The sequence below is a fragment of the Pseudescherichia sp. L3 genome, from assembly GCF_024656065.1.
Taxonomy (GTDB): domain Bacteria; phylum Pseudomonadota; class Gammaproteobacteria; order Enterobacterales; family Enterobacteriaceae; genus Pseudescherichia.
Map to the genome: position 1 here is coordinate 316490 of NZ_JANKYC010000003.1, position 24926 is coordinate 341415.

Sequence of the window (24926 nt, forward strand, 5' to 3'; positions counted from 1 at the left end):
GGGCGTTATTTTTTATGCTTGAGCGTGCGGATTTTCCGCCGCAGGGCCTCTTTAGCACGGATGATTTTATACACCCCGCTGCTGCTTTCAATCTCCACGCCGAATTTCCTGCGCAGCGTCAGCAGATCGTTTGCCTGGCACACCTTCACGCTTGCCTTACAGGAGATATCGATAATACGCAGAGTGCCGTCAGGCGTCAGGATAAAATTGCCGAAGTGGATATCGTTTGAGGCCAGCCCGTGACGGTGCAGCTCGAGAATGCACTCAATGATTTGCGGAATGAACTGCTCGGGGTTATCTACCTCGGTGAGGGGTGTGCCTTCAATATACTCATAGAAGGCGTACACATCCTGCGTGGTACGAAAACGGTTCTTTTCGGCAACGAAGTAAAGCTCCTGGAAAACGTGGCAGCCTTCGTTAACGGCGCGATCCATCAGTTTAATAAGGCGTGACTGGAACGGGCCAAATATAAAGTTGGCGATCTTCTTCTCAAGCCGCTTATCCCGCTCGCGATCCTCTTTCAGAATGTATTTACGCTTCTCAGAGGCGATAATCGCCACTGACCTGGCGGCACTGCCGCTGGCCAGTTTGTGTACCGGAATTTGGTTATTTTTATACTGCGTAAGCAGGGCGGTGAAATCATCATCGTTGATACGCTGATAGATCTCAAAACCCTGTTTACGGCTAAACGCCACGCTCATTATTGTTTTCCTTATACCGGCGGGCAGAAGCTAGAGAAACGTTTTCACCCGCGCATACACTTCGTTAAGGCTGATTTTATCCAATGCGGAGGCGTAATGTTGTTCATCAAATGTGGTAAAGGCTTTATAGATAACCGAATGTAGCTCTGGATCCTGGTAGGGGCCATAGAGCATAGGCGAGGTCACCACGAACATGCTGACGGTCGGGACCTGCATCGCTACGGCCAAGTGCAGAGGACCGGTATCGGACGTCACCAGCAGGCTCATCTTCTTGATCTCCTGCAGCAGGCCGGGAATAGTGGTTTTGCCAATCAGCGGCAGAACGCGATCGTGATAGCGGGCATCGAGCTGCTGCAGGAACTTATCCTGCAGCGCGACTTCGTTTGGTGCGCCAATCAGCACGATCTTTACCGCGTCGTTGTCGTTAATCATCTGGGTCGCGAGGCGGGCAAAATTCTCTGTCGACCAGCATTTACGCAGGCTCGACGCCCCCATCTGGAAGCCAACGTACTTCACCGCCGGATCGCGGGTCGCTTCATCTACCACCACCTCTGCGGGCAGGCGCATGGCCCGGGAAGGCTCATGGCTAAGGAAGGGAGCAATCAGCTCCAGCTTGCGCTGAATAGTATGACCGACAAAATTCTTCAGGCGGCTGGTGGCCCATTTGCTGACCAGGGGAATAGCCTGCTTATCGTTATCGATAAAGACATATTTTGCCCCGGCGCGGAGGGCGCTGAGAAAATCATACGGCGTATGGGAGTGCAGAATAATTGCCGCATCCGGGCGGCCCTGCTGTTTGATGTTGTCTACCAGCGCGGAGACCGTGGTCAGCTTGTTATCCCAGGCAATGAGGCTATCCCAATCTTTACCCGCCGAAAGAAACTGCACCATTTTTTTATGGCAGATAAGGGTAATATGCGCGTCAGGGTACTCCCGGCGAATGGCGTGGATCGCCGGGGAGTTCATCATGAAATCACCCAGCGCCGTCGAGGAGTAGATAACAATATTTTTGATATTGCGCTTATCTTCCTGGGCGAATTCCGCCTGGGTAGAGGCCAGGCCGTTCTTACCCGTATACAGCCGCAAAAACAGGTTAACCAGAATTAGCTGTATCTTCTTTCTCAGTGCTCGAATCATTCAGTGAAACCTGTCTTATTAACGCTGTTCCTGCAGACGAATGAAGGCATTATACACCTCATCAACCGGGATGTTGCGGACATCATAGCCCTCACCCTGTAGCAGTTCATGCGGTACAGCCCACGGCGTCCAGAGCCAGGCCGCTTTATTACCAAACAGGGCAACAATCGGTTTATGTACCCCTGCGGCAATATGCAGCGCGCCGCCGTCGCTGGTAACAATCTGATTGCACAGCGACATACCCGCCATTAGCTCACGGATGTTTTCCGTAACCACGGGAATTAACGAGACGTTCTGGCAGTTATCGATGATATAGCGTGCCTTCTCATCATCGCCCGGATGCAGTTTGTTATCTGCGCTGCCCGGCGACCAGAAAAGCAGGATATGACACGGCCGTTGCGCGGCAAGCCGCTGCGCCAGGGCGACAAAGTGCTCTACCGGCCAGCGCTGCTCGGGCCGACGGGAGCTGATCTGTAATCCGTAGATCGGCAGGCCGTCATCGGGAAGCCGAATTTTCTGCTTGATGGCCGCCGTCTCTTCAGGCCGCACGTACAGCTCCAGCGGGCCCGGCTCGGCGGTGATGCCCAGCGGCTCGGCCAGCCGCGCCAGCAGCTTCACCAGGTGCTCGTTCTGGGTTGATTCCGGCAGCGCATCGGTCACTTCAGGCGGGCAGTCATTACCGATAGCGATGATTTTTTTCGCTCCCGCCAGCTTTGCCCACTGCAGCGGACGCTTGTCCCAGCGCTCTTTGGCAACAATCGCCACGTCATAGCGCGCGCGGCGCAGATCGATAATGGTTTTTAACCGCTGCCACAGAACACTTAACGCCGACGTCCCTTTGCTACGATGGTGCAGCTTGCTGTAGAGAAACACCTTGCCGACGTGCGGGTTATTATCCAGCACCGGCTTATTGTAGGTGTTGACCAGCAGATCGACCTGGGTTCCCGTTTCGCGGGCAATGGTTGCAATCAGCGGCGTAGTCAGAATCAGGTCGCCAATATTATCGCGACGAATAATCAAAACCTTCATGACGCACTCCCCGGCACGCTATTTTTATCTTTGGTCACAATCAGCCCAATCATCAGGCCGGTAAAGGCCATAAACTGCTCTAAGAAGTGATCGCGTAGCATGTTATCTACGCTGGAGCGGAAGAGGAAGCTCACCGCCATTAATGATAAGAAGAGACCCGGCATAACGAGCTTTTTAGAAAACGCGTCCCAGCCAGCCACAATTAACGAGATCACAAAGCATAACCAGCCGGCCAGACCCAGAAAGCCGTTTTGTAGCGCAAAATCGATCACGCCGTAGTGGCTATTAGACTGCTTAATAGAAGGGTCATGATAGGCCTTCTGTAACAGGACTAAAAAGGCGTCTTTACGCGGCCCGGTACCAAAGGGATTTTCAAACACCAGCTTCCAGCCCTGATGGAAGAAGGTTGAGCGGCAGGCATTAGACTCATCCAAAACCCTACCGGTGCTGTCCTGCAGGGTCGGTCCTGTAAACCCATCGTAGCAGCGATTATCCACCGACAGATTCCACCCGGATACGGCGTCCTGGCTCAGGCTCTGCCAGCGCGGATCCTGGGTCCAGGAGGCATAGCCTACGGCGACGACCATTAGCACGACTGCCGCACCGGTCAGCAGCATCTTACTGCGATTGCTGCGGTTGAGCATTTTGGCGGCGATAAAGACGCAAATAGAGATAGTACTGCCGATTAAACCAATCGTGCCCCAGCGGGTATTCACTAACGCGGTGGCGACAAAGCAGACGGCAATGAAAAAGAGCAGCAGGCTGGTTTTAAAGATTAAAAACTTGCGGTGCAGGAACAGACGAGAAAGCAGCTCGGCAAAGAGAATCCCGCAGATAAAGTTAATCTGGAAGCTCATCTCGGTGCGGGTGCGCACAATCCAGGTGATGCCCCAGTCAATATAGCCGTTACGCAGGTACATAAAGGCAGTCTGGATAACATGAATAAATATCACGCCCAGCGAGCAAAGCACCACGAGAGAGAGAAAGCGGGGTTTACTTAAGCCTCGGAAACAGCTGGCGGTAAAAGAGTAGATGAGCAAGCCAATGAAAAACATCAGCGCGGCGCGCAGGTACTGGCCCTGCCAGCTGCGAAACATCTGCTTAAGGTCCGGCGCCACCAGCAACCCGTTCAATAAGGTAAAGATCAGCAGGCCAGCAAGCAGGTAAATCGGCATACGTGTTTTAACGTTATGCGCCAGCGGCATGCCCTGCTTTTTAAAATAGAGGAACAGGGTCATCGCCAGGCCGACGTAGATAAACAGGTTGCGGTTGGCAGGCAGATTTGAGTTCTCAATCGGCCAGACAAAACACAGAACGCAGAAACAGAAAAGCAGAAGCGAGGTGGTGACTTTTTTAGCGGAAAGGTTCGCTAAAGACTGAACGGCTATCATATTAAAACCTATCATAAAACTGGCTATCAACAGTAAAAGCGCTACAGATTATTGCGCTGCGAATGCGTTACGATCTTATGAGTCTTACGCTCATATGACGATAGTAACTGCCCTTCACTCTTAAATATCGCCTTCAGATCCGTGGCGAAATAGATCTTCATAAAACGTAGAATATCCCGCTGCGTCAGACCGATATTGACCGAAGAGAAGTAGAGGCCAATAAGGTCTTTGTCACGCCAGCGCTGTGGAACCTGGCGGCGGATTTGCGCCCGATGCAGGTCGATTATCGACAGTTTTAAATCCTGCTCTTCTCCGGAAAAAGGCAGATGCAGCAGAAAGTGGCACAGGTAGCAGTCGCGGTGGTTGACGCCAGCCTGATGCATCTTGCGCACCATAGTGGCGACGCGGCGGATCAGCATCCGCTTCACGTGCAGATCGGGCGGATTCTCGCGCCAGTCAGCACAGTAGTCCTCAAGGCTGATCGTTGGGGTCAGATCTTCAGTAATAATGAACGAAGTTCTGGTGAGCGGATTGGCCCCTTTCTCACCAAAGCCAACCCCGTGCATGGTGTCGACGCCGCACTCGTGCAGGCGATGGATCGCGTTCCACTCCCGGTCAGCACCCAGCACCGGCAGGCGCAGAGAGAACAGGTTTTTCACCACCTCTTTGACCGAGGTGCCCTGGTGCCACTTCAGGAAGTAGCTCTTGCCAGCCAGCTCAAAGCGGATCGTTCTGCGCGTTTCCAGCTCGCGAAACACATCGCCCTGCAGCTTCTTCACTTCGGCAAAGGCATCTTTACCGCGCCATAAGGTCGCCAGCGGCTCTTTCAGTTCAACCATTAACTTTACCCGTTATCATATCAGCTACCTTTTCCGGCAGGCTGTAGAGATCCTGCGTATCCGCATAGTGACGGGCGTTGGCCGCCCATTCGCGCAAGCGCGACGGCGTGCCCAGCGCATCGGCCAGCGTCTTATTCAGCGCTGCCTGCGAAAACGGCTCGTTAATCACCACGCCGCAGCGGGCATCCGTTATATAAGGCGCGTAGCCACAGACCTCGGTGACAATCACCGGTAGCCCTGCCGCCACCGCCTCCAGCAGTACAATGCCCGCCGCCTCCTGTTTCGCAGGATGCACAAGCAGGTCCGCTGCGGCCATCAGCTCCGCCACGTCGCTGCGTCCGGCAAAGAAGTGCACATTCTCTTTGATGCCCAGCTTTGCGGCAAGGGCAGCGAAGTGTCCAGGTTTATCCTGGCCGACAATAAACAGCAGCGTATTTTGCCGCAGCGCGTCAGGCAGCGCGGCGATAGCCTCGATAGTGCGCGCCACGCCCTTGCGGTTAAAATCTGACCCCACCTGCAGAACAAAGTTCTGATCCTCACCGATACGGTTTTTTTCGCGGTAGACGCGACGGCTGTCGGGGATCTGCTGGCTGTATTTGCGATCGGGATAGATCCCCGGCGGCAGAATGTGAAAACGCTCAGGCTCGGTATGATAGTGGCGCTGGAAATCGGCGATCTGCTTATCCGTCAGCATCAGTAGCTGCGTCTTCTTGCCCTGTTCAAAGGTGGCACGCTCAAAGGCCGCATAGTGGCGGTAGCGTGACGTCAGGCGGTAGAAAAAGCCCTTCTCCTGCGCCACCTTCTCGGCGTAGCAGACGTCTGCCGCGTAGTAGATATCGAGATCCGGCATCTTGTTAAAGCCTACCACCCGCGCCGCAGGATGCTGCGCAAGATGCGCTTTTACCCACTGATAGTATTCGGCGTTGCGCCCGTGATTAGTGCGTTTCCTGACCGGAACGACAATCAGCTCAAACTCTGCGGGACATTCGCCCTGCCAGGACTGGGTGTAGACCCGCACCTGGTGGCCGCGCCCTGCTACCGTCTGGGCAATGCGCATAAAATCGCGCTGAAGTCCGCCAAACGGGAAGTATTTGTAGAGACAAAAGGCCACGATCATAGGGAGCCCCCTGCCTGCACGGCAGCGTTGAGCGGTGGAAGCAGCGTCCGGGCGGCAGCGATAACCTCCTCGGCCGGTATCACTGAGAGGTAGCGCCGATTGCGATCGAGCTGGTCACGCGTCGGCATTGGCTGGTAGTTGCCGGCCCAGAGCACGACGGCGTCCTCTGACCACGGACGCCAGGCAATATGATCGGTCGCGCCAAATAGGGCAATGATTTTGGTTTTTACCGCTGCGGCGATATGCATGGGTGCGGAGTCGACGCCAATAAACAGCGCGGCGTGATCGATAAGCGCGGCCAGCTCAGGAAAACGCGTTTTTCCCGCCAGCGCGGTGACCGGACGCGTTTCGCAGGCGCTGGCAATCTCCTCCACGCACTCCAGATCGTCCGCGCCGGGCCCGGAGGTGAGCACCACCTCATAGCCCTGATGATGCAGGGCGTCGATGACCTGAGAGAATTTGCTGTTATCCCAGCACTTAAAGGCCTGGCGCGCCGTAGGCTGGATCACGACATAGTGCTCCCCTACTCCGGCGGCCGTTAGCTGCTCGCTCATCGCCTGCCAGTTTTGCCCGGCATAGCTCATGGTGAGCTGGCGATAATCTTCCGCAATCCCCAGCGGACGCAGCGCCGAGAGGTTGCGCTCAACAATATGATCGCCAACGACAGGAGCGTGATGGGTAAAGCTTTTACGCCAGAAAGCCGCCTGACGATGGGGGAAATCCTGTGAAATCTTGACGCGGGCAGGCAGGCAGCGCACCAGCGCGGCGACCATCCACTGGTCAGTGAGATTGACGATAAGATCGTAACGGTTAGCGCGCAGCTGTTTGAGCACATCCACGAAGTTGGTGATTTTCTCCCCGGCTTTGGCTTTTTTATTTTTGAGGCCGTAGAGCGCGTTGATCTCTGCGTTTTCTGACAGGATAGGGATCGTATCCTGGTAGAGCAGCACGTCGATTTTCGCGTCAGGGTAGCGGCGTTTCAGGGTGCTTACGACAGGCGTCGTGAGCAGCATATCCCCATGAAAGCGCATTTTTATCAGCAGAATTCTTTGAAATGGCTTTTCCACAGGCGGCTCTTATCCGTTGATGATGACCAATATAGACGACAATAAGCACGCTGCTGCCCAGGCTAACCCGCTACCCGTGCACCGTAACGCGCTTATTTTTGCGCGCTAGTGTAGCATTTTTTGCTATCTAAACCGACACGAATGTTTTTTCAGCAACGTGCTGATTTCAACTAACTTTATAAAAATACAACAAAAAAGCACAGGTTTTAGGATTCATCGCCCTCTGAAGGGGGGATTTGCAGCGAATTCGGCAAAAGTAATAGCATTGATGCAGCTAAATACATAGAATTCCCAGCACATCCATCAGCCAGTGCGTACTATGCTTCAATTGCTTTACACCACTCTTTTCTACCTGATTCAGCCGCTTATTTGGCTGCGTCTTTGGGTGCGTGGTCGCAAAGCACCGGCATACCGCAAACGCTGGGGCGAGCGTTACGGCTTCTATAAGCAACCGCTGAAGCCCGGCGGCATTCTGATGCACTCCGTTTCCGTAGGCGAAACCCTGGCGGCCATCCCGCTGGTTCGCGCCCTGCGCCATCGCTACCCGGATCTCCCCATTACCGTCACCACCATGACGCCGACCGGCTCCGAACGCGTGCTCTCCGCTTTTGGTAATGACGTTCAACACGTCTACCTGCCCTACGATCTGCCGGACGCGCTCAATCGTTTTCTCAACGCTGTGGATCCGAAGCTGGTACTGGTGATGGAGACCGAGCTGTGGCCAAACCTGATTGCCGCCCTGCACACGCGCAAAATTCCGCTGGTGATCGCCAACGCCCGTCTCTCTGCGCGCTCCGCTAAAGGCTATGCAAAGCTGGGCGATTTTATTCGCACCCTGCTGCGCCGTATCACGCTGATCGCTGCTCAGAACGAAGAGGATGGCGAGCGCTTTATTGCCCTTGGGGCGAAGCGTAACCAGCTCACCGTCACCGGTAGCCTGAAGTTCGATATCTCGGTTACGCCCCAGCTTGCCTCCCGGGCAGTGACGCTGCGCCGCCAGTGGGCTCCGCATCGCCCGGTGTGGATCGCCACCAGCACCCACGAGGGTGAAGAGAGCGCGGTCATTGAAGCACACCAGACGCTGTTAAGAGAGTTTCCTAACCTGCTGCTGATTCTGGTTCCGCGCCATCCGGAACGTTTCCCGGACGCCATCAACCTGGTGCGCCAGGCGGGCCTGAGCTACATCACCCGCTCGTCCGGGGAAGTCCCCTCCGGCAGCACTCAGGTCGTGGTGGGCGATACCATGGGCGAGCTGATGCTGCTCTACGGTATTGCCGATCTCGCCTTTGTTGGTGGTTCGCTGGTAGAGCGCGGCGGGCATAACCCGCTGGAAGCCGCCGCGCACGCTATTCCGGTGCTGATGGGGCCGCACACCTTCAACTTTAAAGACATCTGTGCCCGTCTGACCCAGGCCGATGGTTTGATCACCGTGACGGACGTCGCCTCGCTGAGCAAAGAGGTCGCCTCCCTGCTGACCGATGAGGACTACCGTAACTTTTACGGTCGCCATGCGGTAGAGGTGCTCTATCAAAACCAGGGCGCGCTACAGCGTCTGTTACAATTGCTGGAACCCTATCTGCCACCAAAAGCCCATTAAGGTTTTTATATGCAAAAGCGCGCAATTTACCCTGGCACCTTCGATCCGGTTACTAACGGCCATATCAACATCATTACCCGGGCCGCGGGCATGTTTGACCGGGTTATCATGGCGATTGCCGCCAGTCCAGGCAAAAAGCCACTCTTCTCGCTGGAGGAGCGCGTTGCCCTCGCGCAGGAGGCGACTGCTCATCTGGAAAACGTTGAGGTCATTGGCTTTAGCGATCTGATGGCAAATTTCGCCCGTAACCAGCAGGCGACCATTTTGATCCGTGGTCTGCGGGCGGTGGCGGATTTTGAGTATGAGACCCAGCTGGCGCATATGAATCGCCACCTGATGCCGGAGCTGGAGAGCGTCTTTCTGATGCCTGCCAAGGAGTGGTCGTTTATCTCGTCGTCGCTGGTCAAAGAGGTTGCGCGTCATCAGGGTGACGTGACTGACTTCCTGCCGCCAAACGTGCACCAGGCACTGTTGCAGAAGCTTAAATAACGCGTTGCCCGGCGGCACTGCGCTTGCCGGGCCTACGGTCGGTTACTTCTGGCAGTTGCGGCAGTAGAAGGTTGCGCGCTGGGCGTGCTTGGTCGCTATGATTGGCGTCGCGCAGACGCGGCAGGGTTCGCCTTTGCGCCCGTAAACCTGTAGCTGCTGGGCGAAGTAGCCCGGCTTGCCATCGCTTTGCAAAAAGTCTTTTAACGTTGTCCCACCCTGCTCTATCGAGCGCAGCAGCACCGCCTTAATGACCTGCACCAGCAGGGCATACTCTTCCTGTGAGAGCGACGAGGCGAGCCGGTCAGGATGGATCCCGGCAGCAAACAGCGATTCGCTGGCGTAGATATTGCCCACCCCCACCACCAGCTTGTTATCCATCAGCCAGGGTTTAATGGCGGTTTTCTTTTTGGCGCACTTCTGCTGTAGATACTCGGCATTGAACGCATCGCTGAGCGGCTCCGGCCCCAGGTGCGCCAGCACGTTGTGTCCCTCCAGCTCTTTGGTCCACAGCCAGGCACCAAAGCGGCGGGGATCGGTGTAGCGCAGCACTTTGCCGTTGCTCATCACCAAATCGACATGATCGTGCTTCTCAGCAGGCAGATCGTGGGGAAGGATGCGCAGGCTGCCGGACATGCCGAGATGGACGATGATCCAGCCGTCGGGCAGCTCCAGCAGCAGATATTTTGCCCGCCGCTGCACGCTCAGCACCGGTTTATCGCTCAGGCGGTGGATCTCGTCGGAAACAGGCCAGCGCAGGCGGCCATTACGCACCACCGCGTGCAGGATAGTTTGCCCTACCAGATGCGGCTCTATACCGCGGCGGCTGGTTTCTACCTCAGGTAATTCAGGCATGTTTCCTCCTTAGAGACGCAGAATGCAAAAAACCCGGCCGAAGCCGGGTTTCTGTACAAGAAAACTAAAATTTATTTAATTTTAGCTTCTTTGTAAAGAACGTGCTGACGGACAACTGGATCGAATTTTTTCAGTTCCAGTTTTTCCGGCTTAGTACGTTTGTTCTTCGTAGTGGTATAGAAGTGACCAGTACCAGCAGAAGAAACCAGCTTGATTTTCTCACGAATACCTTTAGCCATGATTTATTTCCTCTTTAAGTACTTAGTACTTTTCGCCACGGGCACGCAGTTCAGACAGAACTGTATCGATGCCTTTCTTATCGATTACACGCATACCTTTAGCAGATACGCGCAGGGTGACAAAACGCTTCTCGCTCTCAACCCAGAAACGGTGAGAGTGCAGGTTCGGCAGGAAACGGCGTTTAGTCGCGTTCAGTGCGTGGGAACGGTTGTTACCGGTCACCGGACGCTTGCCAGTAACTTGGCAGACTCGGGACATGTCTATTCTCCAAAAATCAAATTAGCTCGAGCTTCGTATAGGGTTTTGACGCCTCGTCAGGCTGTAAGGCCCGGTCACGGCGGTTCAGTGTGAACTCGCGATTGCCAGGCCCAAATGCCAAACCCGAGATTCTCAAAGGTGGCGTAGTATACGCTGTGTCGGCTGTGTGCTCAAGTCCCGAACAGACAAAGATCCCGCTGGATCGCGCGGGGTGGTTTAAATCCAACCACGTTCGGCAAATGAAACCCACTCTCCCCGGCCTACCACGAGGTGATCTAATACACGGATATCCATGAATTCACAACATTTTACCACACGTTCGGTGATTTGTTTATCGGCAAAACTGGGTTCCGCATAACCCGAAGGATGATTATGAGCAAGGATCACGGCAGCGGCGCCGATCGCGATAGCTTCCCGGACAATTTCACGCGGATGCACCTCAACGTGGCTCAGCGTGCCGGAAAAGAGGCGGCTGTGCCTGAGCACCCGGTTCTGATTGTTGAGATAGATGACCAGAAAGATTTCGCGCGGCTCGTCGGCAAGCTGGCTTTGCAGAAACGCTCTGGTGGCCTGCGGGCTGTCCAGGGTCAGCGCCTCCTGAATGCTGGAGGCGTGGTAGCGGCGCGCCAGCTCGGCGATGCCTTTGAGCTGGGCAAACTTCGCCACGCCGATACCCGACACCTCGGCAAACTGCTCTGCGTCCGCAGAGAGCAGATCGTAAAGCGAACCAAAATGCGCGACCAGATATTCGGCGAAGGCCATCACGCTGCGCTCCGGCGTGCCGGTACGCAGAAACAGCGCCAGCAGTTCGATATCGGTGAGGGACGCGATCCCTAGCCGCAGCATCTTCTCGCGGGGCATCTTTTCACGCGGCATGTTCTCATATGACGTCAGCACTCTCGTCATCTCCATAGCGCTCCTCCCTGTGAAAACCCGATTTTGCCACGGCACGCGCAGCGGCTCGACCTGCGGTCTTTGCTTTTGCGTAGCAGCTCGTAAAGTGAGTTATGCGCAAAAGCACGTCACTTTGCAGAGTGTGATAAAATGCCCACCTTCTGGTGAAACCCCAACAGGAATGAATCATGATGAGCCTGGCCGGTAAAAAAATCGTTCTTGGCGTGAGCGGCGGCATTGCTGCCTACAAAACGCCGGAGCTGGTGCGTCGTCTGCGCGATCGCGGCGCAGAGGTGCGTGTGGCAATGACAGAGGGTGCCAAAGCCTTTATTACCCCCCTAAGCCTGCAGGCGGTGTCGGGCTATCCGGTTTCCGATAGCCTGCTGGATCCGGCTGCCGAAGCGGCAATGGGACATATTGAGCTGGGCAAGTGGGCTGACCTGGTGATCCTCGCCCCGGCAACCGCCGATCTGATCGCCCGCGTGGCCGCCGGCATGGCTAACGATCTGGTCACAACCATCTGCCTTGCCACCCCATCGCCCGTCGCGGTAGTACCGGCGATGAACCAGCAGATGTACCGCAACGCCGCCACACAGCATAACCTCAGCGTACTGGCCGCACGTGGCCTGCTGCTGTGGGGGCCGGACAGCGGCAGCCAGGCCTGTGGTGACGTGGGCCCAGGCCGAATGCTCGATCCGCTGGCTATCGTCGATTTGGCCGCAGCGCACTTTTCGCCTGTCAAAACACTGCAACATCTGAATATCATGATTACCGCAGGTCCAACGCAGGAGCTGCTGGATCCGGTGCGCTACATCACCAATAAAAGCTCCGGCAAGATGGGCTTCGCCATTGCCGCTGCCGCTGCCCGCCTCGGCGCGAACGTGACGCTGGTGAGCGGCCCGGTGGCGCTGCCGACGCCGGCAGGGGTGAAGCGTGTCGATGTGGTGACCGCGCTGGAGATGGAAGCCGCCGTACAGGATCAGGTTCAGTCGCAGCAGATTTTTATCGGCTGTGCTGCCGTTGCTGACTACCGTGCCGCCGCCGTTGCCGATGAGAAGATCAAAAAGCAAGGCGATGAAATTACAATAAAAATGGTTAAAAACCCGGATATCGTTGCCGGCGTTGCGGCGCTGAGTACGAACCGCCCCTACGTGGTAGGGTTTGCCGCCGAAACAAATAATGTGGAAGAATACGCCCGGCAAAAACGTATCCGCAAAAACCTTGATCTGATCTGCGCCAATGACGTATCTGATGAAAATCAAGGGTTTAATAGCGACAGCAACGCATTACACCTTTTCTGGCAGGATGGCGATAAAGTCCTGCCGCTTGAGCGCAAAGCACTTCTGGGACAACTACTACTGGACGAGATCGTTACCCGTTATGATGAAAAAAATCGACGTTAAAATTATGGACCCGCGCGTTGGCAAAGCGTTTCCGCTGCCAACCTACGCCACCTCCGGCTCTGCCGGTCTTGACCTGCGAGCCTGTCTTGATGACGCCGTAGAGCTGGCTCCGGGCGCAACCACGCTGCTGCCGACGGGCCTGGCTATTCACATCGCCGATCCGTCGCTGGCCGCCGTGATTTTACCGCGCTCGGGCCTCGGCCATAAGCATGGCGTGGTGCTGGGCAATCTGGTTGGTCTGATTGATTCAGATTACCAGGGGCAGCTGATGGTGTCGGTCTGGAACCGCGGCAAGGAGAGCTTCACGATTGAGCCGGGCGAACGTATTGCACAGATGGTATTTGTGCCGGTGGTGCAGGCAGAGTTCAACCTGGTAGAAGAGTTTGACAGCTCTGAACGTGGTGAAGGCGGCTTCGGCCATTCCGGGCGTCAGTAGGTCGCCTCGTCCTTATATCATCCAGGATGCGTCTAAAAGATGGCAGAAAAACAAACCGCGAAAAGGAATCGTCGCGAAGAAATACTTCAGTCTCTGGCACTTATGCTTGAATCCAGCGATGGCAGTCAACGCATTACCACGGCCAAGCTGGCGGCGTCGGTTGGCGTCTCCGAAGCAGCTCTTTATCGTCATTTTCCAAGCAAAACGCGCATGTTTGACAGCTTGATCGAGTTTATCGAAGATAGCTTGACGACGCGTATCAACTTAATCCTAAAAGATGAGAAAGATACGCTGGCACGCCTGCGGCTTATCATTCAGCTGATTTTAGGCTTTGGTGAACGCAATCCTGGACTAACGCGGATCCTCACCGGTCACGCGCTGATGTTTGAACAGGATCGCTTACAGAGCCGTATTAACCAGCTATTTGAGCGGATTGAATCGCAGCTGCGGCAGGTTCTGCGCGAGCGGAAGATGCGCGAGGGTGAGGGCTTTACCGTGGATGAAACGCTGCTGGCGAGCCAGCTGCTGGCCCAGTGTGAAGGTATGCTGTCGCGCTTTGTACGCAGCGAGTTCAAATATCGGCCCACGGACGACTTTGACATCCGCTGGCCGCTGATGGTGGCCCAGCTACATTAATCCCGTAGCCTGGCGATCCGTAAGCCCGGTCCGCATTCGCGCGACCGGGCTATTTAACGCTTATACCCCAAACTCTTCCCGATACGCCTGCACCGACGCCAGATGGTTCGCCATCTCCGGGCGCTCTTCCAGATAGGCAATCAGATCCTTCAGGGTGATGATCGAAATCACCTTGCAGCCGTAGTCACGCTCGACCTCCTGAATCGCCGAGATATCGCCGCGTCCGCGCTCCTGCCGGTCAAGGGAGATCAACACGCCAGCCAGCGTTGCGCTATTAGCCTGGATAATCTCCATCGACTCACGGATCGCCGTTCCGGCAGTGATCACGTCATCTACCAGCATCACGCGGCCCTGCAGCGCGCTACCAACCAGATTGCCGCCCTCGCCGTGGTCTTTGGCCTCTTTACGGTTAAAGCAGTAAGGCACGTCGCGCTCGTGGTGCTCCGCCAGCGCGACCGCCGTGGTGGTCGCAATCGGAATACCTTTATAGGCAGGGCCAAACAGCAGATCGAAATCGATACCGGAATCCACCAACGCTTCGGCATAGAAACGGCCTAACAATGCCAGATCGCGCCCGGTATTAAACAGCCCGGCATTGAAGAAATAGGGGCTTTTACGCCCGGATTTCAGCGTAAACTCGCCGAACTTAAGTACCTGCTTGTTAAGCGCAAACTCAATAAACTGGCGCTGATAGGGTTTCATGGATTCGCTCCTTTTCTCACTTTATGACAGACAAAAAGAAGGGCGACTACGTCGCCCTTAAAATCAAATCAATTTTCTAACGCCGCTTTTTGCGCCGCTACGATGGATTCAATCCCCCCTCTGGCCAGCGCCAGTAGCGAGAGCAGCTCCTCATGGGTGAACGGCTCGCCCTCGGCGGTGCCCTGCACCTCGATCATGCGGCCATCTTCGGTCATCACCACGTTCATATCGGTTTCGGCGGCGGAGTCTTCAACATACTCCAGATCGCACAGCGCTTCGCCGTTGACGATGCCTACGGAGACCGCCGCCACCATGCCTTTCATTGGGTTGGTCTTCAGCTTACCCGCGGCGACCAGCTTGTTCAGCGCATCTGCCAGCGCCACGCATGCGCCGGTAATGGAGGCGGTACGGGTACCGCCGTCGGCCTGGATGACGTCGCAGTCGAGGGTAATGGTGAACTCACCCAGCGCTTTTAAGTCTACGGCAGCGCGCAGAGAGCGGGCGATCAGACGCTGGATCTCCAGCGTACGGCCACCCTGCTTGCCCTTGGCGGCTTCACGCGCGTTACGGGTATGGGTAGCGCGCGGCAGCATGCCATACTCAGCGGTGATCCACCCCTGACCCTGGCCTTTCAGAAAACGCGGCACGCCTTCATCAATAGAGGCGGTACACAGAACTTTAGTGTCACCGAATTCAACCAGCACGGCACCTTCAGCGTGTTTTGTATAGTTTCGGGTCAGGGTGACGGGACGCACCTGATTAGCGCTACGGCCTGCTGGACGCATGATGATTTCTCCGGCTTTTACGAATGTGGCTGCGCATTATACGGACTAAATACGCTTATTCCTATCTTGAGAAGGCCCCGAAAGCTATAATCCCCCCATCTCCTCTTTAAAAACAGGAACGTCTATGATCCGCAGTATGACAGCCTACGCCCGGCGTGAAATCAAGGGTGAATGGGGCAGCGCAGTCTGGGAACTGCGCTCGGTTAACCAGCGTTATCTTGAAACCTGGTTTCGCCTGCCGGAGCAGTTCCGCAGCCTTGAGCCTGTAGTACGCGAGCGTATCCGCACCCGTCTGACCCGCGGTAAAATCGAATGTAACCTGCGCTTTGAGCCAGACGTTAGCGCGCAAAGCGAGCTGATTCTCAATGAAAAATTGGCCAAGCAGCTGGTCACAGCCGCGAACTGGGTCAAAATGCAGAGCGACGAGGGTGAAATTAACCCGGTTGATATTCTGCGCTGGCCGGGCGTGATGGCCGCACAGGAGCAGGATCTGGACGCGATTGCCGCTGAGATCCTCTCTGCGCTGGACGGCGCGCTGGATGACTTTATTGTTGCCCGCGAGACCGAAGGCCAGGCGCTGAAGGGCCTGATCGAGCAGCGTCTGGAAGGCGTTAGCGCGGAAGTCACCAAAGTACGCGCCCAGATGCCGGAAGTGCTGAAGTGGCAGCGCGAGCGTCTGGTTGCCAAGCTGGAAGATGCTCAGGTGCAGCTGGAGAACAACCGTCTTGAGCAGGAGCTGGTACTGATGGCTCAGCGCATCGACGTCGCTGAAGAGCTGGATCGCCTCGACGCGCACGTTAAAGAGACCTACAACATTCTGAAGAAGAAAGAGGCAGTAGGCCGCCGCCTGGACTTTATGATGCAGGAGTTCAACCGCGAGTCGAACACCCTGGCATCAAAGTCTATCAATGCTGATATCACCACCTCTGCTATTGAGCTGAAGGTGCTGATCGAGCAGATGCGCGAGCAGATTCAGAATATTGAGTGATGTTCACTCCAAACCTATAGCTTCTACAAGCCCATGTTAAATGGGCTTTTTTGCATTTTGATTTCTACTAATGAATCTAATCATTGATTGGATCAACTGATTTAGTTTTTTTAATATTTTTTATCAATATGCAATCACAGTTCGGAATAATTAGCGGGAGAAATGGATGAAAGTCAGAATATTTATAGTTTTTATTGTTACATTGGTGATAATACAATTATTTTATATGCTGTCTTTTAAGACTCCAAAGGTCCTTGCCATTCATGGCCTTGGTTCTAATAAAGACTTACTAATTAAAAACATGCCTTTTACTGACAGTAATAAAATTAAGTGGTGGGATAATAATGGTGTTAAATTAATCTCATCCTCTCAGACATACTATGTTTCGGTCTGGAATTTCGACGGTAAATATCAAAAACTTACTCCGAAGAATTCAGGGTGGTTTCCAGACCATGATATTGATTATTTACTATGTTTCAATGACATAAAAGCAGAAGAAAATTGTATAGACAAGGAAAACTGGATAATAGACATCATCAAAGCAAAAGATGGCTACATTTATTATAGACTTGATGGTAATGAATACTATCGAAAACCTTCCGGTGAACTTATTGACGGTGAAAGATTTAAGACAACAATTAAATAACAGAGATTGTCATACCTTGTTATTCGAGTGTTTAAAGTATAGTTGTTAGATTTACTATGTAAAGCTATAACTAGAATACGTAATGGATTTAGCACATCGAGAGATGGCTTCCACATCATAAGCAATGAGTCTTGTTACGCCATCTATTACTAATACAGATGGCGACATGCTATTTCAGCGCCACAATTAACAAAAAAAACCGCACTAATAATTCATATTAAAAATAACGCTTAGGGTAAGCTGCCGGGAATGCATTGCTCATCCAACACCACGTTCTATTTGTTAAACGTGTGTTATTTACATACAGAGATACCAGTACAAGGAAGTTAACATTATGACTGCCCTTCAATTCCCGTGTACCATCTTCAAAACTCAGAAATGGATGGATGACTACGGGGCCAGAGACATGCGCTATGGGGACTTAACCGAAGCACAACTCAGAAAACACTACCATTTGGAAAATGTGTCTACCCGCGTCAATCCTTATACATTGACCAAGGTTATACCTTTCAGCCAGTCACAGCTGATGCCGTATGGTTATCGAGGCGATATGGCTAAAATGACTCCGCAGCAGTGCGCCAGAATTCTTTTTGATGAATTCCGCCACCTTTCCCGCATGTTTGCTCTGTTTAGCCCCTATCGGCACCTGATCGATAAAATGATTACGCACATGCAGTATGGCAACGGCGCACCTTTCCGTGATATGTTGCTGGACAGGGCGTTGAAGGAGATTATTGTTAATGATAGTTCACAATACAATAGTACTCGATTGTCACTAAAAAAAACTATTTTTGATAAAATAGATTGGAGTAGAAGGATCTTTCCAGAAAGTCAGAAAGTGCAACTATATAATGCTATTAGCTCCGGCATACTCCCTAAATTTGACAGATTCCAGGATAACTTTAATGGCATGGGTATTACTGTTCATGACACGTGGGCAACGCAGATCACAATTAAATCACTTCATATTGATAATAATTCTTATCAAGCGGTGGTACATTACAAAGTGCAGGATCACTTTGGATTAGATGACGATGACATTATGAAAAATAAATTCAGCCAATTTCGATTTTTCCGTATTTGGTTTATACTTCAACGATACAATTTATTCGGATTCAAGCCTTTTATAACCAATATAGAAACTGATATAGAAATTGTTGGAAGCGCGAATGAACTTTAAGAATAAAAAAAATACTTACATTTTATCATCTCTAACCTGCATAACGCTGGGCTATCTTTTCTGGTTATTATTACGGCCAGTAAAAATCGTTGATGTTCATAAAGATGGTGATATTAGCCATATTCTAGTGAAAAGCTTCCCTCTTACAGATAAAGGAAAGATAAATTGGTGGCTAGAAAATGAAAAAACAATAAAAATTCATTATAACGTTCCCCAATCTGAATCACAGAAGAGTTTCACAGTAATTTTCTGGGATTTTGGAAATGGTTACAAAGAAAAAGGTGATGAAAGCAAAGATGATAGATTTTGTTTTTCTGATCTTTTGCCTCCCAAAAACTGTATTGACAAAAGAAAATTATTTTATATAAGCTCTGGTAAGGACACAGGCATATCGTTTGTTACTGACCACGCAATATATCGAATAAAAAAAGATGGTGCATTAGTAAAAATGAAATCTAATTAAAAATTTAAAACAAAGGCGGGTGTTGACAACCTCTATAATTTATTATGGGAAAAAATTTAAAAGTTAGTTTAATTGTGCTTTCACTATCTCTTCTCACTTTGGCAAGCTATGTTTCATGGTCAGACTCAACTTCAGTAAAAATTATAGCCGTTCACCAGGAAGAAAATTTTAGTGAGGTTCTAGTAAAAAATTTCCCAATAACGGATGCGGGGAAAATCAAATGGTGGCTTAAGAATAAAGAACTATTAAAAAATAAATATAACATCCCAAGGCCGGGAGAGAATGGCAATTTCTACATAAATTTTTGGGATTTTGGCGAAGGTTATAAAAAGCTAGGTAAATATGACCGCCGGTGCTTTGCTGACATGAAGCCACCTAAAAATTGCATAGATAAAACTGCGGTTTTCTCTGTCGAAAATGATAGAGATGGCTCGATATTATTTACGGTTTATGATGGGGTATATCGCATGGAAAGAGAGGGTGAACTAAAAAAAATTAAAGACTAATCAAATTAATTTTTTGATATTACAAGCTCACCACTCATTATATTTACTTATACACCAAGAGACTTCCTCTGAGAAATTATTTATTTTAGCAAAACTTGCTCTTTTTGAAAATAGGATTAAATAACAATGGTGGAAATTATCAATAAAAAGAAAAATAATAAAACGCTCCTCACAATATCTTTAGTCATTTCCGTAGTGATAGCTTATCTTCTCTGGCGATCGCTACGTCCGGTGGATATTGTCGATGTTCATAAAGACGGCAGCTATAGTTATCTTTTAGTAAAAGATTTCCCAATCACTGCTAAAGGACAAATAAACTGGTGGTTAAAAAACTCAAAGATGCTTAAAAACCATTATGACATCCCTAAACCAGATTCAGATGGAGATTTTGGCATCGTTGTTTGGGATTTCGGAGAAGGTTATAAAGAACAAGGTGATGAAAGTAAGGATGACAGATTTTGTTTTGCTGATCTTAAATCCCCCAAAAACTGTATAGATAAAAATATGATTCTTTATATCACTTATACTAAGAGCTCAGGAATTTCTTTTATCACTCCCAATGACGAATACCGAATAAACAAAAAAGGAGAATTAGTGAAAGACGAATCTGATTAAACATTTTTTAATTAGAACAAAGCCAATCCAAAATTATTAGAGCTAATTGTAGAATTTATTTCCCTTTAATAGCCTTGCTTACCGCAATACTTAAAAAATAGTCGTCCACTTTTCGGTTGTGAGAGAGGTGGGTAAAACCACACACTCTCCTGCACTACCACACCCGGAGAGCATCATGGATTTCAACGCGCTTCATCATCAAAACCACCCCCTGCTTATCGCCAACGTCTGGGATGCCAGCAGCGCTCTGGCTGCACAGCAGGCTGGGTATCACGCGCTGGGTACGTCCAGCGCCGCTATTGCCAGCCTGCTTGGATATGAAGACGGCGAAGGTATGCATTTCGACGAACTGCTTTTTATCGTTACTCGCATTAAAGCAGTTACAGCTCTCCCGTTAAGCGTTGACCTGGAAGCAGGTTATGGCAATACGACGAGCCGCATTATTGAAAATATCCGCTGTCTGGCTCAGGCAGGCGTTATCGGCATAAATCTTGAAGATAGTCATGTGGTGAACGGTGTACGAAGCCTCGATGACGCACACGCCTTTGCGGACAGACTTCAGGAAATCACCGAAGCCTGCCCGGGCATGTTTATTAATGTGCGAACCGATACGTTTTTACTCAACGTAGAAGATACGCTTGAGCAGACAATTTATCGTGGCCAGCTATATGCGGCGCGTGGTGCAAATGGTTTTTTTGTCCCCGGTGTCACACAACCTGATAGCATTGCTGCACTGGCTCAGCATGTTACTCTGCCTTTAAACGTTATGTGTATGCCGATGATACCAGATTTCGCCACTCTGGCTTCACTCGGGGTAAGGCGTATCTCTATGGGCAATTTTATCCATGCGGCAACGCAGTCCAGGTTAAAAGAGCTGCTCAGTAAGGTTCAGCAAAATCAAAACTTTGTGGACATTTTTAGCCATGAAAATAACCGATAGCGCTCAGTGTGACATGTGGTATCAGGCGTTACTTGCCCGTTCGGTCGAGTATACCGGCGTCTTTTTTGTCGGGGTTAAAACGACCGGCGTATTCTGTATCTCAGTTTGCCGGGCACGCAAACCCAAGCGGGAAAACGTCGAATTTTATCAGGATTTCAAGTCGGCACTCAGCGCCGGATTCCGCCCGTGCAAAATTTGTCGTCCAACGCAGAATGCTTTTGCTGCGCCCGACTTTATTGAGCAAGCGTTACAGCTGGTTCGGGAAACGCCAAAAGAGCGCATCAGCGATGCCGAACTGCGCCAGCATAATATTAGCCCAGAGCGAGTACGACGCTGGTTTCTGCAAAACCATGGAATGACCTTTCAGGCATTTCAGCGTATGCAGCGTGTTAATGTGGCGCTGCAAGAGCTAAAAGCGGGCCGCTCAACGACGGATGTCGCGTTCGACAGTGGTTATGATTCCCTTAGCGGCTTTGGCTATACGTGCAAGAAGTTGACCGGATCGGCGCCCAGCAAGCACCGTCAGGTTATTTTGATCCATCGATTTACGACTCCCCTGGGACCCATGTTTGTATGCGCCACCGATCGCGGTATTTGTCTGCTGGAGTTTGTTGACAGGCGAGCATTAGAGACGGAGTTCAGCGATCTACAACGTCTGTTTAATGCAAATATCATTGCGGGGGAAAACAGCCATACTCGCCAGGCAGAGAAAGAAATTGGCGAGTATTTCGCGGGTCAACGGCAACATTTCAGCGTAGCGTTAGATACGCCAGGCAGCGAATTTCAGCGTAGCGTCTGGCAAGGTTTGCAGAGGGTTTCTTATGGCGAGACAACCCATTACCAAGCGGTTGCGGTAGATATTGGTAACCCTATGGCTACGCGTGCAGTAGCATCGGCTTGTGGCGCGAATAGGGTGGCTATTATCATCCCCTGTCATCGGGTTATTGGCAAAGATGCTTCCATGACGGGCTACGGTGGCGGTGTTGCACGTAAGATATGGTTGATTAATCACGAAAAATCCTCAAGCAAGATAACGCCTGACAAGCACTGTATCTTATAGCTGGCTGCGTAAAGACCCTGACCTTTTCCACTTATTACTTGCAACGCGCACGTTAAAAAGGCCGGGGCCACCACCTGAAATTTATCATATAGGTCTTTCACCGCGAGTCGACATTGCCAAATCGAATTCTATCAATGCGATATCACGGCTTTCGCCATCGAACTCAGAGTGCTGAGCAAGCAGGCTCATAATATTGGGTAGGTGTTTAGACCTCCTGAAATATCTTAACCCGATAAAATCATTATTAATAGGGGCTGTATTAATGCTATCTATAACAGTTCAGCTTATAAGCCGTGTAAATCGGCGTTTTTAAGCTTAAAGCTACAGCCATGGGCAATCAGCTCATCACGATTGGCTAATACCAAGGGGTGAAGCTGCGGGTTTTCTTCATATCCTCCATCATAGTTTACCTGTAATCGTTGTAGGGCATAGTGCATTAACGGGATACGTTGAGAAATTATTAGCTCTTCTTGTGCCATCGCATAGTCGCTAGCAATAATGCCCTGTTGCGTTACGCTAAGGAAGGGGTTGGGTACCACAACTGCACTTAACCACGTATTCCATTCAACATCGCCGTTGAGGCCGTGTTCAGATTTACCAAGAAGATCGGGTACGCCGCGAAAGCGACTCATAACAAAGTCGAGATAATCCTTTTTCTTCTCACAATATGCCCGTACGTGCCAGCGTATGCCATCATATACAAGTGTATGGGGGACAATATTGCGGCCAACTTGGTCGCCTGAATTTAACGAGATATAGTCTACATCGACCCTGAGCTGATGACGTGCCGCCTGAACAAGGCCGCGAATAATAGAGGGGGCGATATGCCGCGGTGGGACATCAAGTATAGTTATATGGCCGTCACGCAGGTCAATCAGCGGCAAGTTCTTTGCCTCGTCCTGACGTTCATACTGCGGTTTTTTACCCTGAAGTAAATGCAAATATTCATCAGCAGTACCCTTAATGAAGCGTGGCGTAAAACAAGCGGTTGGCTTATAGGTTTTCGCGTGTCGATCGTAAAACAGCCCATCAGGTGATACTTCACTGATGTAACGATTAATATCTCTGGATGCTTGCTGACGCCCAATATTAAAAGCGTTACACAGATAGTGAGTGTTAAGACACCCCTCCCAAAACAGCACGATCTCCAGAAAACGAAAGCGTTGATTCTGTTCCCATGAGAGTGAACTCAGTGTCATATCTGCTCCAAAATGCGACATGTTTATCTATACAGTATGGTAAAGAGTATACAGGCTTCATATTCTAGATACACATTACTGATATGTGTCTATCAATTAATCGCCTTAAATAGTAATGGCACGATATCTCGTCCTTAACAAAATAATAAGCGAATACAGCTGATCAGGATGTTATATGAACAAAAAAGATGATTGCTCCTCGCCCTTTTCTGAAACGGCTAAAAGCCAATACAATCGGCATGAAATTGGACGTGATCAATTTCGTACTGCCACTGCTCTGGCAGAAGGTGAAGTGATAGAACGCTTCGGCAGCGCAGGCGCTGAATATTTGAAAGGCTATCGCGGCGTCAATAACGAAACCGGCCAGAAAATGGCTAAAGGTCTGGCTGACGTTGCAAAACATAAGGTTAACCCCGATTACGCAGCGCAGAATATTAAGCAGCAGGCGGGCTTTTCTGCTGAAATCGCCACTACCAGCCGGGACAATGCAGAAGCTATTATCAATCGCACCCCAGCGCGCACCGTGCGTAGCGACGATTTGCCAGAGTATGGTAGAAACCACAACGTCGTCGACCGCGTGCAGATCCTGGATGGTACTATTATCGAAGGCTCTCAGAGCCAAATGAAATTTGTGACCGACAGGGATGGGCTTTTCAGCGATATCGCTAAGGACGACGGTAAGTTTGCTCGCTATCGCGGCGTTAAACTGGAATTGCCCTCTGAGCAATATGAGGGTGCTGCAACATTTTGTCGTAATAAAGCCACTATGCTGCGTGAGCAGGCAAACAAAGTTGAAGCACAGGGCAAAACTGAGGTTGCCGCCAAGCTTCGTCATGAAGCGGGAAATTATGACCAGCTCGCTGATAACGTCTGTGATAGTGGCCTGACCACCGAACAGGCTATTTACTATCGTGAGCACCCTAAGCTCGCAACAGCCATGGACATCGCACGTACCAGCCATCGTGCAGGGTTAGAAGGCGCGAAATCAGGTGCGGCTGTCGGCGGAACAATCTCGCTGGTCGTAAACCTCTTTAACGTGGCACAGCAAAAAAAAGAACTTGGCGAAGCAATTCAGGATGTTGCCATCGATACGGCAAAAGCAGCGGCTTTAGGCTATGGAACCGCGTTTGCTGGCTCTGCTATAAAAGCGGGCCTGCAGCAGTCTGAAAGCCAGCTGCTGCGAGCCGTTTCTAGTACGACCGCACCGGCGTTAGCAGTGAATATCTGTCTGTCGTTGGGCATATCTATTAAACGCTATGTTAACAATGAAATCGATGAGGCCGAACTGCTGGCGGAAGTCGGTGAGAAGGGAGCCGGAATGCTCTCTAGCGGTATGATGGCTGCGCTAGGTCAGATTGTTATTCCTGTTCCGGTCGTGGGCGCGGCCATTGGGGGTATGATTGGGTACACACTTTCCTCCATGTTTTATCAAAGCGCGCTTGAGGCTGCACGCGGCGCGGCTTTATCTCGTGAAAGGCTGGCCCGTATCAGCGCTATTGAGATAGAAGCTCGAGCCCAAATAGCGAAAGAGAAAGCTCTGCTTGACGATTTTACCCGTCGGGAAATGCCGCAGTTACGTCAAGATACAGAATGTTTTTTTAAAGCCATGTCTCACGGCTCCGATAACATTGATGACCTTGTATTTGCGATAAATGATTTTGCCACTCTGTTAGGTAAAAAACTGCAATTCCAGACGATGTCTGAGTTCGAGGACTTTATGGACTCTGATAAGCCATTAATACTGTAAGGAAAGCGG

General features: G+C 51.3%; 28 protein-coding genes. 14 read left to right on the plus strand and 14 right to left on the minus strand.

Annotated features, from left to right (window positions below):
* Window positions 1-5: 5 nt before the first annotated feature.
* Genes NR795_RS16760 through rfaQ form a run of 7 tightly spaced genes read right to left on the minus strand, consistent with a single transcriptional unit; the run spans window position 6 to window position 7281 of the window.
* A complete protein-coding gene (locus NR795_RS16760; RefSeq protein WP_257758798.1) occupies window positions 6-701 on the minus strand; it encodes a lipopolysaccharide core heptose(II) kinase RfaY in 696 nt (231 codons plus the stop codon).
* Between the two features lie 30 nt (window positions 702-731).
* Window positions 732-1838, minus strand: coding sequence for a glycosyltransferase family 9 protein (locus tag NR795_RS16765; protein WP_144818430.1), 1107 nt, complete (start codon window positions 1836-1838; stop codon window positions 732-734).
* An 18-nt stretch (window positions 1839-1856) separates the two neighbouring features.
* Window positions 1857-2867 carry a glycosyltransferase family 9 protein gene (locus NR795_RS16770; protein ID WP_144818428.1) on the minus strand — a complete coding sequence of 337 codons (1011 nt, stop codon included), beginning with the start codon at window positions 2865-2867 and terminating at the stop codon, window positions 1857-1859.
* Window positions 2864-4258, minus strand: coding sequence for an O-antigen ligase family protein (locus tag NR795_RS16775; RefSeq protein ID WP_257758800.1), 1395 nt, complete (start codon window positions 4256-4258; stop codon window positions 2864-2866). The genes NR795_RS16770 and NR795_RS16775 overlap by 4 nt, the downstream gene beginning before the upstream one ends.
* A gap of 41 nt (window positions 4259-4299) precedes the next feature.
* Entirely contained in the window at window positions 4300-5097 is a 798-nt protein-coding gene (gene rfaP / locus NR795_RS16780; RefSeq protein ID WP_222889241.1) for a lipopolysaccharide core heptose(I) kinase RfaP, read from the minus strand.
* On the minus strand, window positions 5090-6214 hold the full coding sequence (locus NR795_RS16785; protein WP_257758801.1) for a glycosyltransferase family 4 protein: 1125 nt from the start codon (window positions 6212-6214) through the stop codon (window positions 5090-5092). The genes rfaP and NR795_RS16785 overlap by 8 nt, the downstream gene beginning before the upstream one ends.
* Window positions 6211-7281 (minus strand): lipopolysaccharide core heptosyltransferase RfaQ, encoded by a 1071-nt coding sequence (rfaQ, locus tag NR795_RS16790; RefSeq protein ID WP_257758802.1) that lies wholly within the window; start codon window positions 7279-7281, stop codon window positions 6211-6213. Before rfaQ ends, NR795_RS16785 begins: the two co-directional genes overlap by 4 nt.
* A gap of 319 nt (window positions 7282-7600) precedes the next feature.
* Here rfaQ and waaA point away from each other — a divergent pair, with 319 nt between their 5' ends.
* Together waaA and coaD are read left to right on the plus strand one after the other, a co-directional pair.
* Window positions 7601-8878: a lipid IV(A) 3-deoxy-D-manno-octulosonic acid transferase gene (waaA, locus tag NR795_RS16795; RefSeq protein ID WP_144818418.1), complete on the plus strand. Its 1278-nt coding sequence runs from the start codon at window positions 7601-7603 to the stop codon at window positions 8876-8878.
* A 9-nt stretch (window positions 8879-8887) separates the two neighbouring features.
* Window positions 8888-9367: a pantetheine-phosphate adenylyltransferase gene (gene coaD, locus NR795_RS16800; RefSeq protein ID WP_144818416.1), complete on the plus strand. Its 480-nt coding sequence runs from the start codon at window positions 8888-8890 to the stop codon at window positions 9365-9367.
* Between the two features lie 42 nt (window positions 9368-9409).
* Here coaD and mutM read toward each other — a convergent pair whose 3' ends face one another.
* From mutM to radC, 4 genes are all read right to left on the minus strand, one after another.
* The gene (mutM, locus tag NR795_RS16805) at window positions 9410-10219 is read right to left on the minus strand and encodes a bifunctional DNA-formamidopyrimidine glycosylase/DNA-(apurinic or apyrimidinic site) lyase (RefSeq protein ID WP_042393337.1); all 810 of its coding nucleotides are present in this window, start codon (window positions 10217-10219) and stop codon (window positions 9410-9412) included.
* A gap of 71 nt (window positions 10220-10290) precedes the next feature.
* Entirely contained in the window at window positions 10291-10458 is a 168-nt protein-coding gene (gene rpmG, locus NR795_RS16810) for a 50S ribosomal protein L33 (RefSeq protein ID WP_003024094.1), read from the minus strand.
* Between the two features lie 22 nt (window positions 10459-10480).
* Window positions 10481-10717 carry a 50S ribosomal protein L28 gene (rpmB, locus tag NR795_RS16815; protein WP_002436699.1) on the minus strand — a complete coding sequence of 79 codons (237 nt, stop codon included), beginning with the start codon at window positions 10715-10717 and terminating at the stop codon, window positions 10481-10483.
* A 216-nt stretch (window positions 10718-10933) separates the two neighbouring features.
* On the minus strand, window positions 10934-11593 hold the full coding sequence (gene radC, locus NR795_RS16820) for a DNA repair protein RadC (RefSeq protein ID WP_222890542.1): 660 nt from the start codon (window positions 11591-11593) through the stop codon (window positions 10934-10936).
* 209 nt (window positions 11594-11802) lie between these two features.
* Here radC and coaBC point away from each other — a divergent pair, with 209 nt between their 5' ends.
* From coaBC to slmA, 3 genes are read left to right on the plus strand one after another with little or no spacing between them, the layout of a single operon-like run.
* Entirely contained in the window at window positions 11803-13014 is a 1212-nt protein-coding gene (gene coaBC, locus NR795_RS16825; RefSeq protein WP_257758870.1) for a bifunctional phosphopantothenoylcysteine decarboxylase/phosphopantothenate--cysteine ligase CoaBC, read from the plus strand.
* Window positions 12992-13450, plus strand: coding sequence for a dUTP diphosphatase (gene dut / locus NR795_RS16830; RefSeq protein WP_042393343.1), 459 nt, complete (start codon window positions 12992-12994; stop codon window positions 13448-13450). Before coaBC ends, dut begins: the two co-directional genes overlap by 23 nt.
* 39 nt (window positions 13451-13489) lie before the next feature.
* Window positions 13490-14086, plus strand: coding sequence for a nucleoid occlusion factor SlmA (gene slmA / locus NR795_RS16835; RefSeq protein ID WP_144818414.1), 597 nt, complete (start codon window positions 13490-13492; stop codon window positions 14084-14086).
* 60 nt (window positions 14087-14146) lie between these two features.
* Here slmA and pyrE read toward each other — a convergent pair whose 3' ends face one another.
* Both pyrE and rph read right to left on the minus strand, forming a co-directional pair.
* Window positions 14147-14788: an orotate phosphoribosyltransferase gene (pyrE, locus tag NR795_RS16840; RefSeq protein ID WP_222889236.1), complete on the minus strand. Its 642-nt coding sequence runs from the start codon at window positions 14786-14788 to the stop codon at window positions 14147-14149.
* A gap of 68 nt (window positions 14789-14856) precedes the next feature.
* On the minus strand, window positions 14857-15573 hold the full coding sequence (gene rph, locus NR795_RS16845) for a ribonuclease PH (protein ID WP_144818410.1): 717 nt from the start codon (window positions 15571-15573) through the stop codon (window positions 14857-14859).
* Between the two features lie 124 nt (window positions 15574-15697).
* Here rph and NR795_RS16850 point away from each other — a divergent pair, with 124 nt between their 5' ends.
* The 8 genes from NR795_RS16850 to NR795_RS16885 all read left to right on the plus strand — a co-directional run bounded on the left by NR795_RS16850 (window position 15698) and on the right by NR795_RS16885 (window position 21971).
* Window positions 15698-16561 carry a YicC/YloC family endoribonuclease gene (locus NR795_RS16850; RefSeq protein WP_144818408.1) on the plus strand — a complete coding sequence of 288 codons (864 nt, stop codon included), beginning with the start codon at window positions 15698-15700 and terminating at the stop codon, window positions 16559-16561.
* Window positions 16562-16727: 166 nt separating this feature from the next.
* The gene (locus NR795_RS16855; RefSeq protein WP_257758803.1) at window positions 16728-17207 is read left to right on the plus strand and encodes a DUF943 family protein; all 480 of its coding nucleotides are present in this window, start codon (window positions 16728-16730) and stop codon (window positions 17205-17207) included.
* 334 nt (window positions 17208-17541) lie between these two features.
* Window positions 17542-18387: a DUF3289 family protein gene (locus tag NR795_RS16860; RefSeq protein ID WP_257758804.1), complete on the plus strand. Its 846-nt coding sequence runs from the start codon at window positions 17542-17544 to the stop codon at window positions 18385-18387.
* The gene (locus NR795_RS16865; RefSeq protein ID WP_257758805.1) at window positions 18377-18850 is read left to right on the plus strand and encodes a DUF943 family protein; all 474 of its coding nucleotides are present in this window, start codon (window positions 18377-18379) and stop codon (window positions 18848-18850) included. Before NR795_RS16860 ends, NR795_RS16865 begins: the two co-directional genes overlap by 11 nt.
* Before the next feature lie 44 nt (window positions 18851-18894).
* A complete protein-coding gene (locus tag NR795_RS16870; protein ID WP_257758806.1) occupies window positions 18895-19356 on the plus strand; it encodes a DUF943 family protein in 462 nt (153 codons plus the stop codon).
* 126 nt (window positions 19357-19482) lie between these two features.
* Window positions 19483-19971, plus strand: a complete 489-nt coding sequence (locus NR795_RS16875; RefSeq protein ID WP_257758807.1) for a DUF943 family protein — start codon at window positions 19483-19485, stop codon at window positions 19969-19971.
* 175 nt (window positions 19972-20146) lie between these two features.
* Window positions 20147-20911 (plus strand): isocitrate lyase/phosphoenolpyruvate mutase family protein, encoded by a 765-nt coding sequence (locus NR795_RS16880; protein ID WP_257758808.1) that lies wholly within the window; start codon window positions 20147-20149, stop codon window positions 20909-20911.
* Complete coding sequence (locus NR795_RS16885) at window positions 20895-21971, plus strand: bifunctional transcriptional activator/DNA repair enzyme AdaA (RefSeq protein WP_257758809.1); 1077 nt, start codon at window positions 20895-20897, stop codon at window positions 21969-21971. The genes NR795_RS16880 and NR795_RS16885 overlap by 17 nt, the downstream gene beginning before the upstream one ends.
* A 284-nt stretch (window positions 21972-22255) precedes the next feature.
* Here NR795_RS16885 and NR795_RS16890 read toward each other — a convergent pair whose 3' ends face one another.
* The gene (locus NR795_RS16890; protein ID WP_257758810.1) at window positions 22256-23170 is read right to left on the minus strand and encodes a WYL domain-containing protein; all 915 of its coding nucleotides are present in this window, start codon (window positions 23168-23170) and stop codon (window positions 22256-22258) included.
* Between the two features lie 175 nt (window positions 23171-23345).
* Here NR795_RS16890 and NR795_RS16895 point away from each other — a divergent pair, with 175 nt between their 5' ends.
* Window positions 23346-24917, plus strand: a complete 1572-nt coding sequence (locus NR795_RS16895; protein WP_257758812.1) for a hypothetical protein — start codon at window positions 23346-23348, stop codon at window positions 24915-24917.
* Window positions 24918-24926 lie beyond the last annotated feature (9 nt).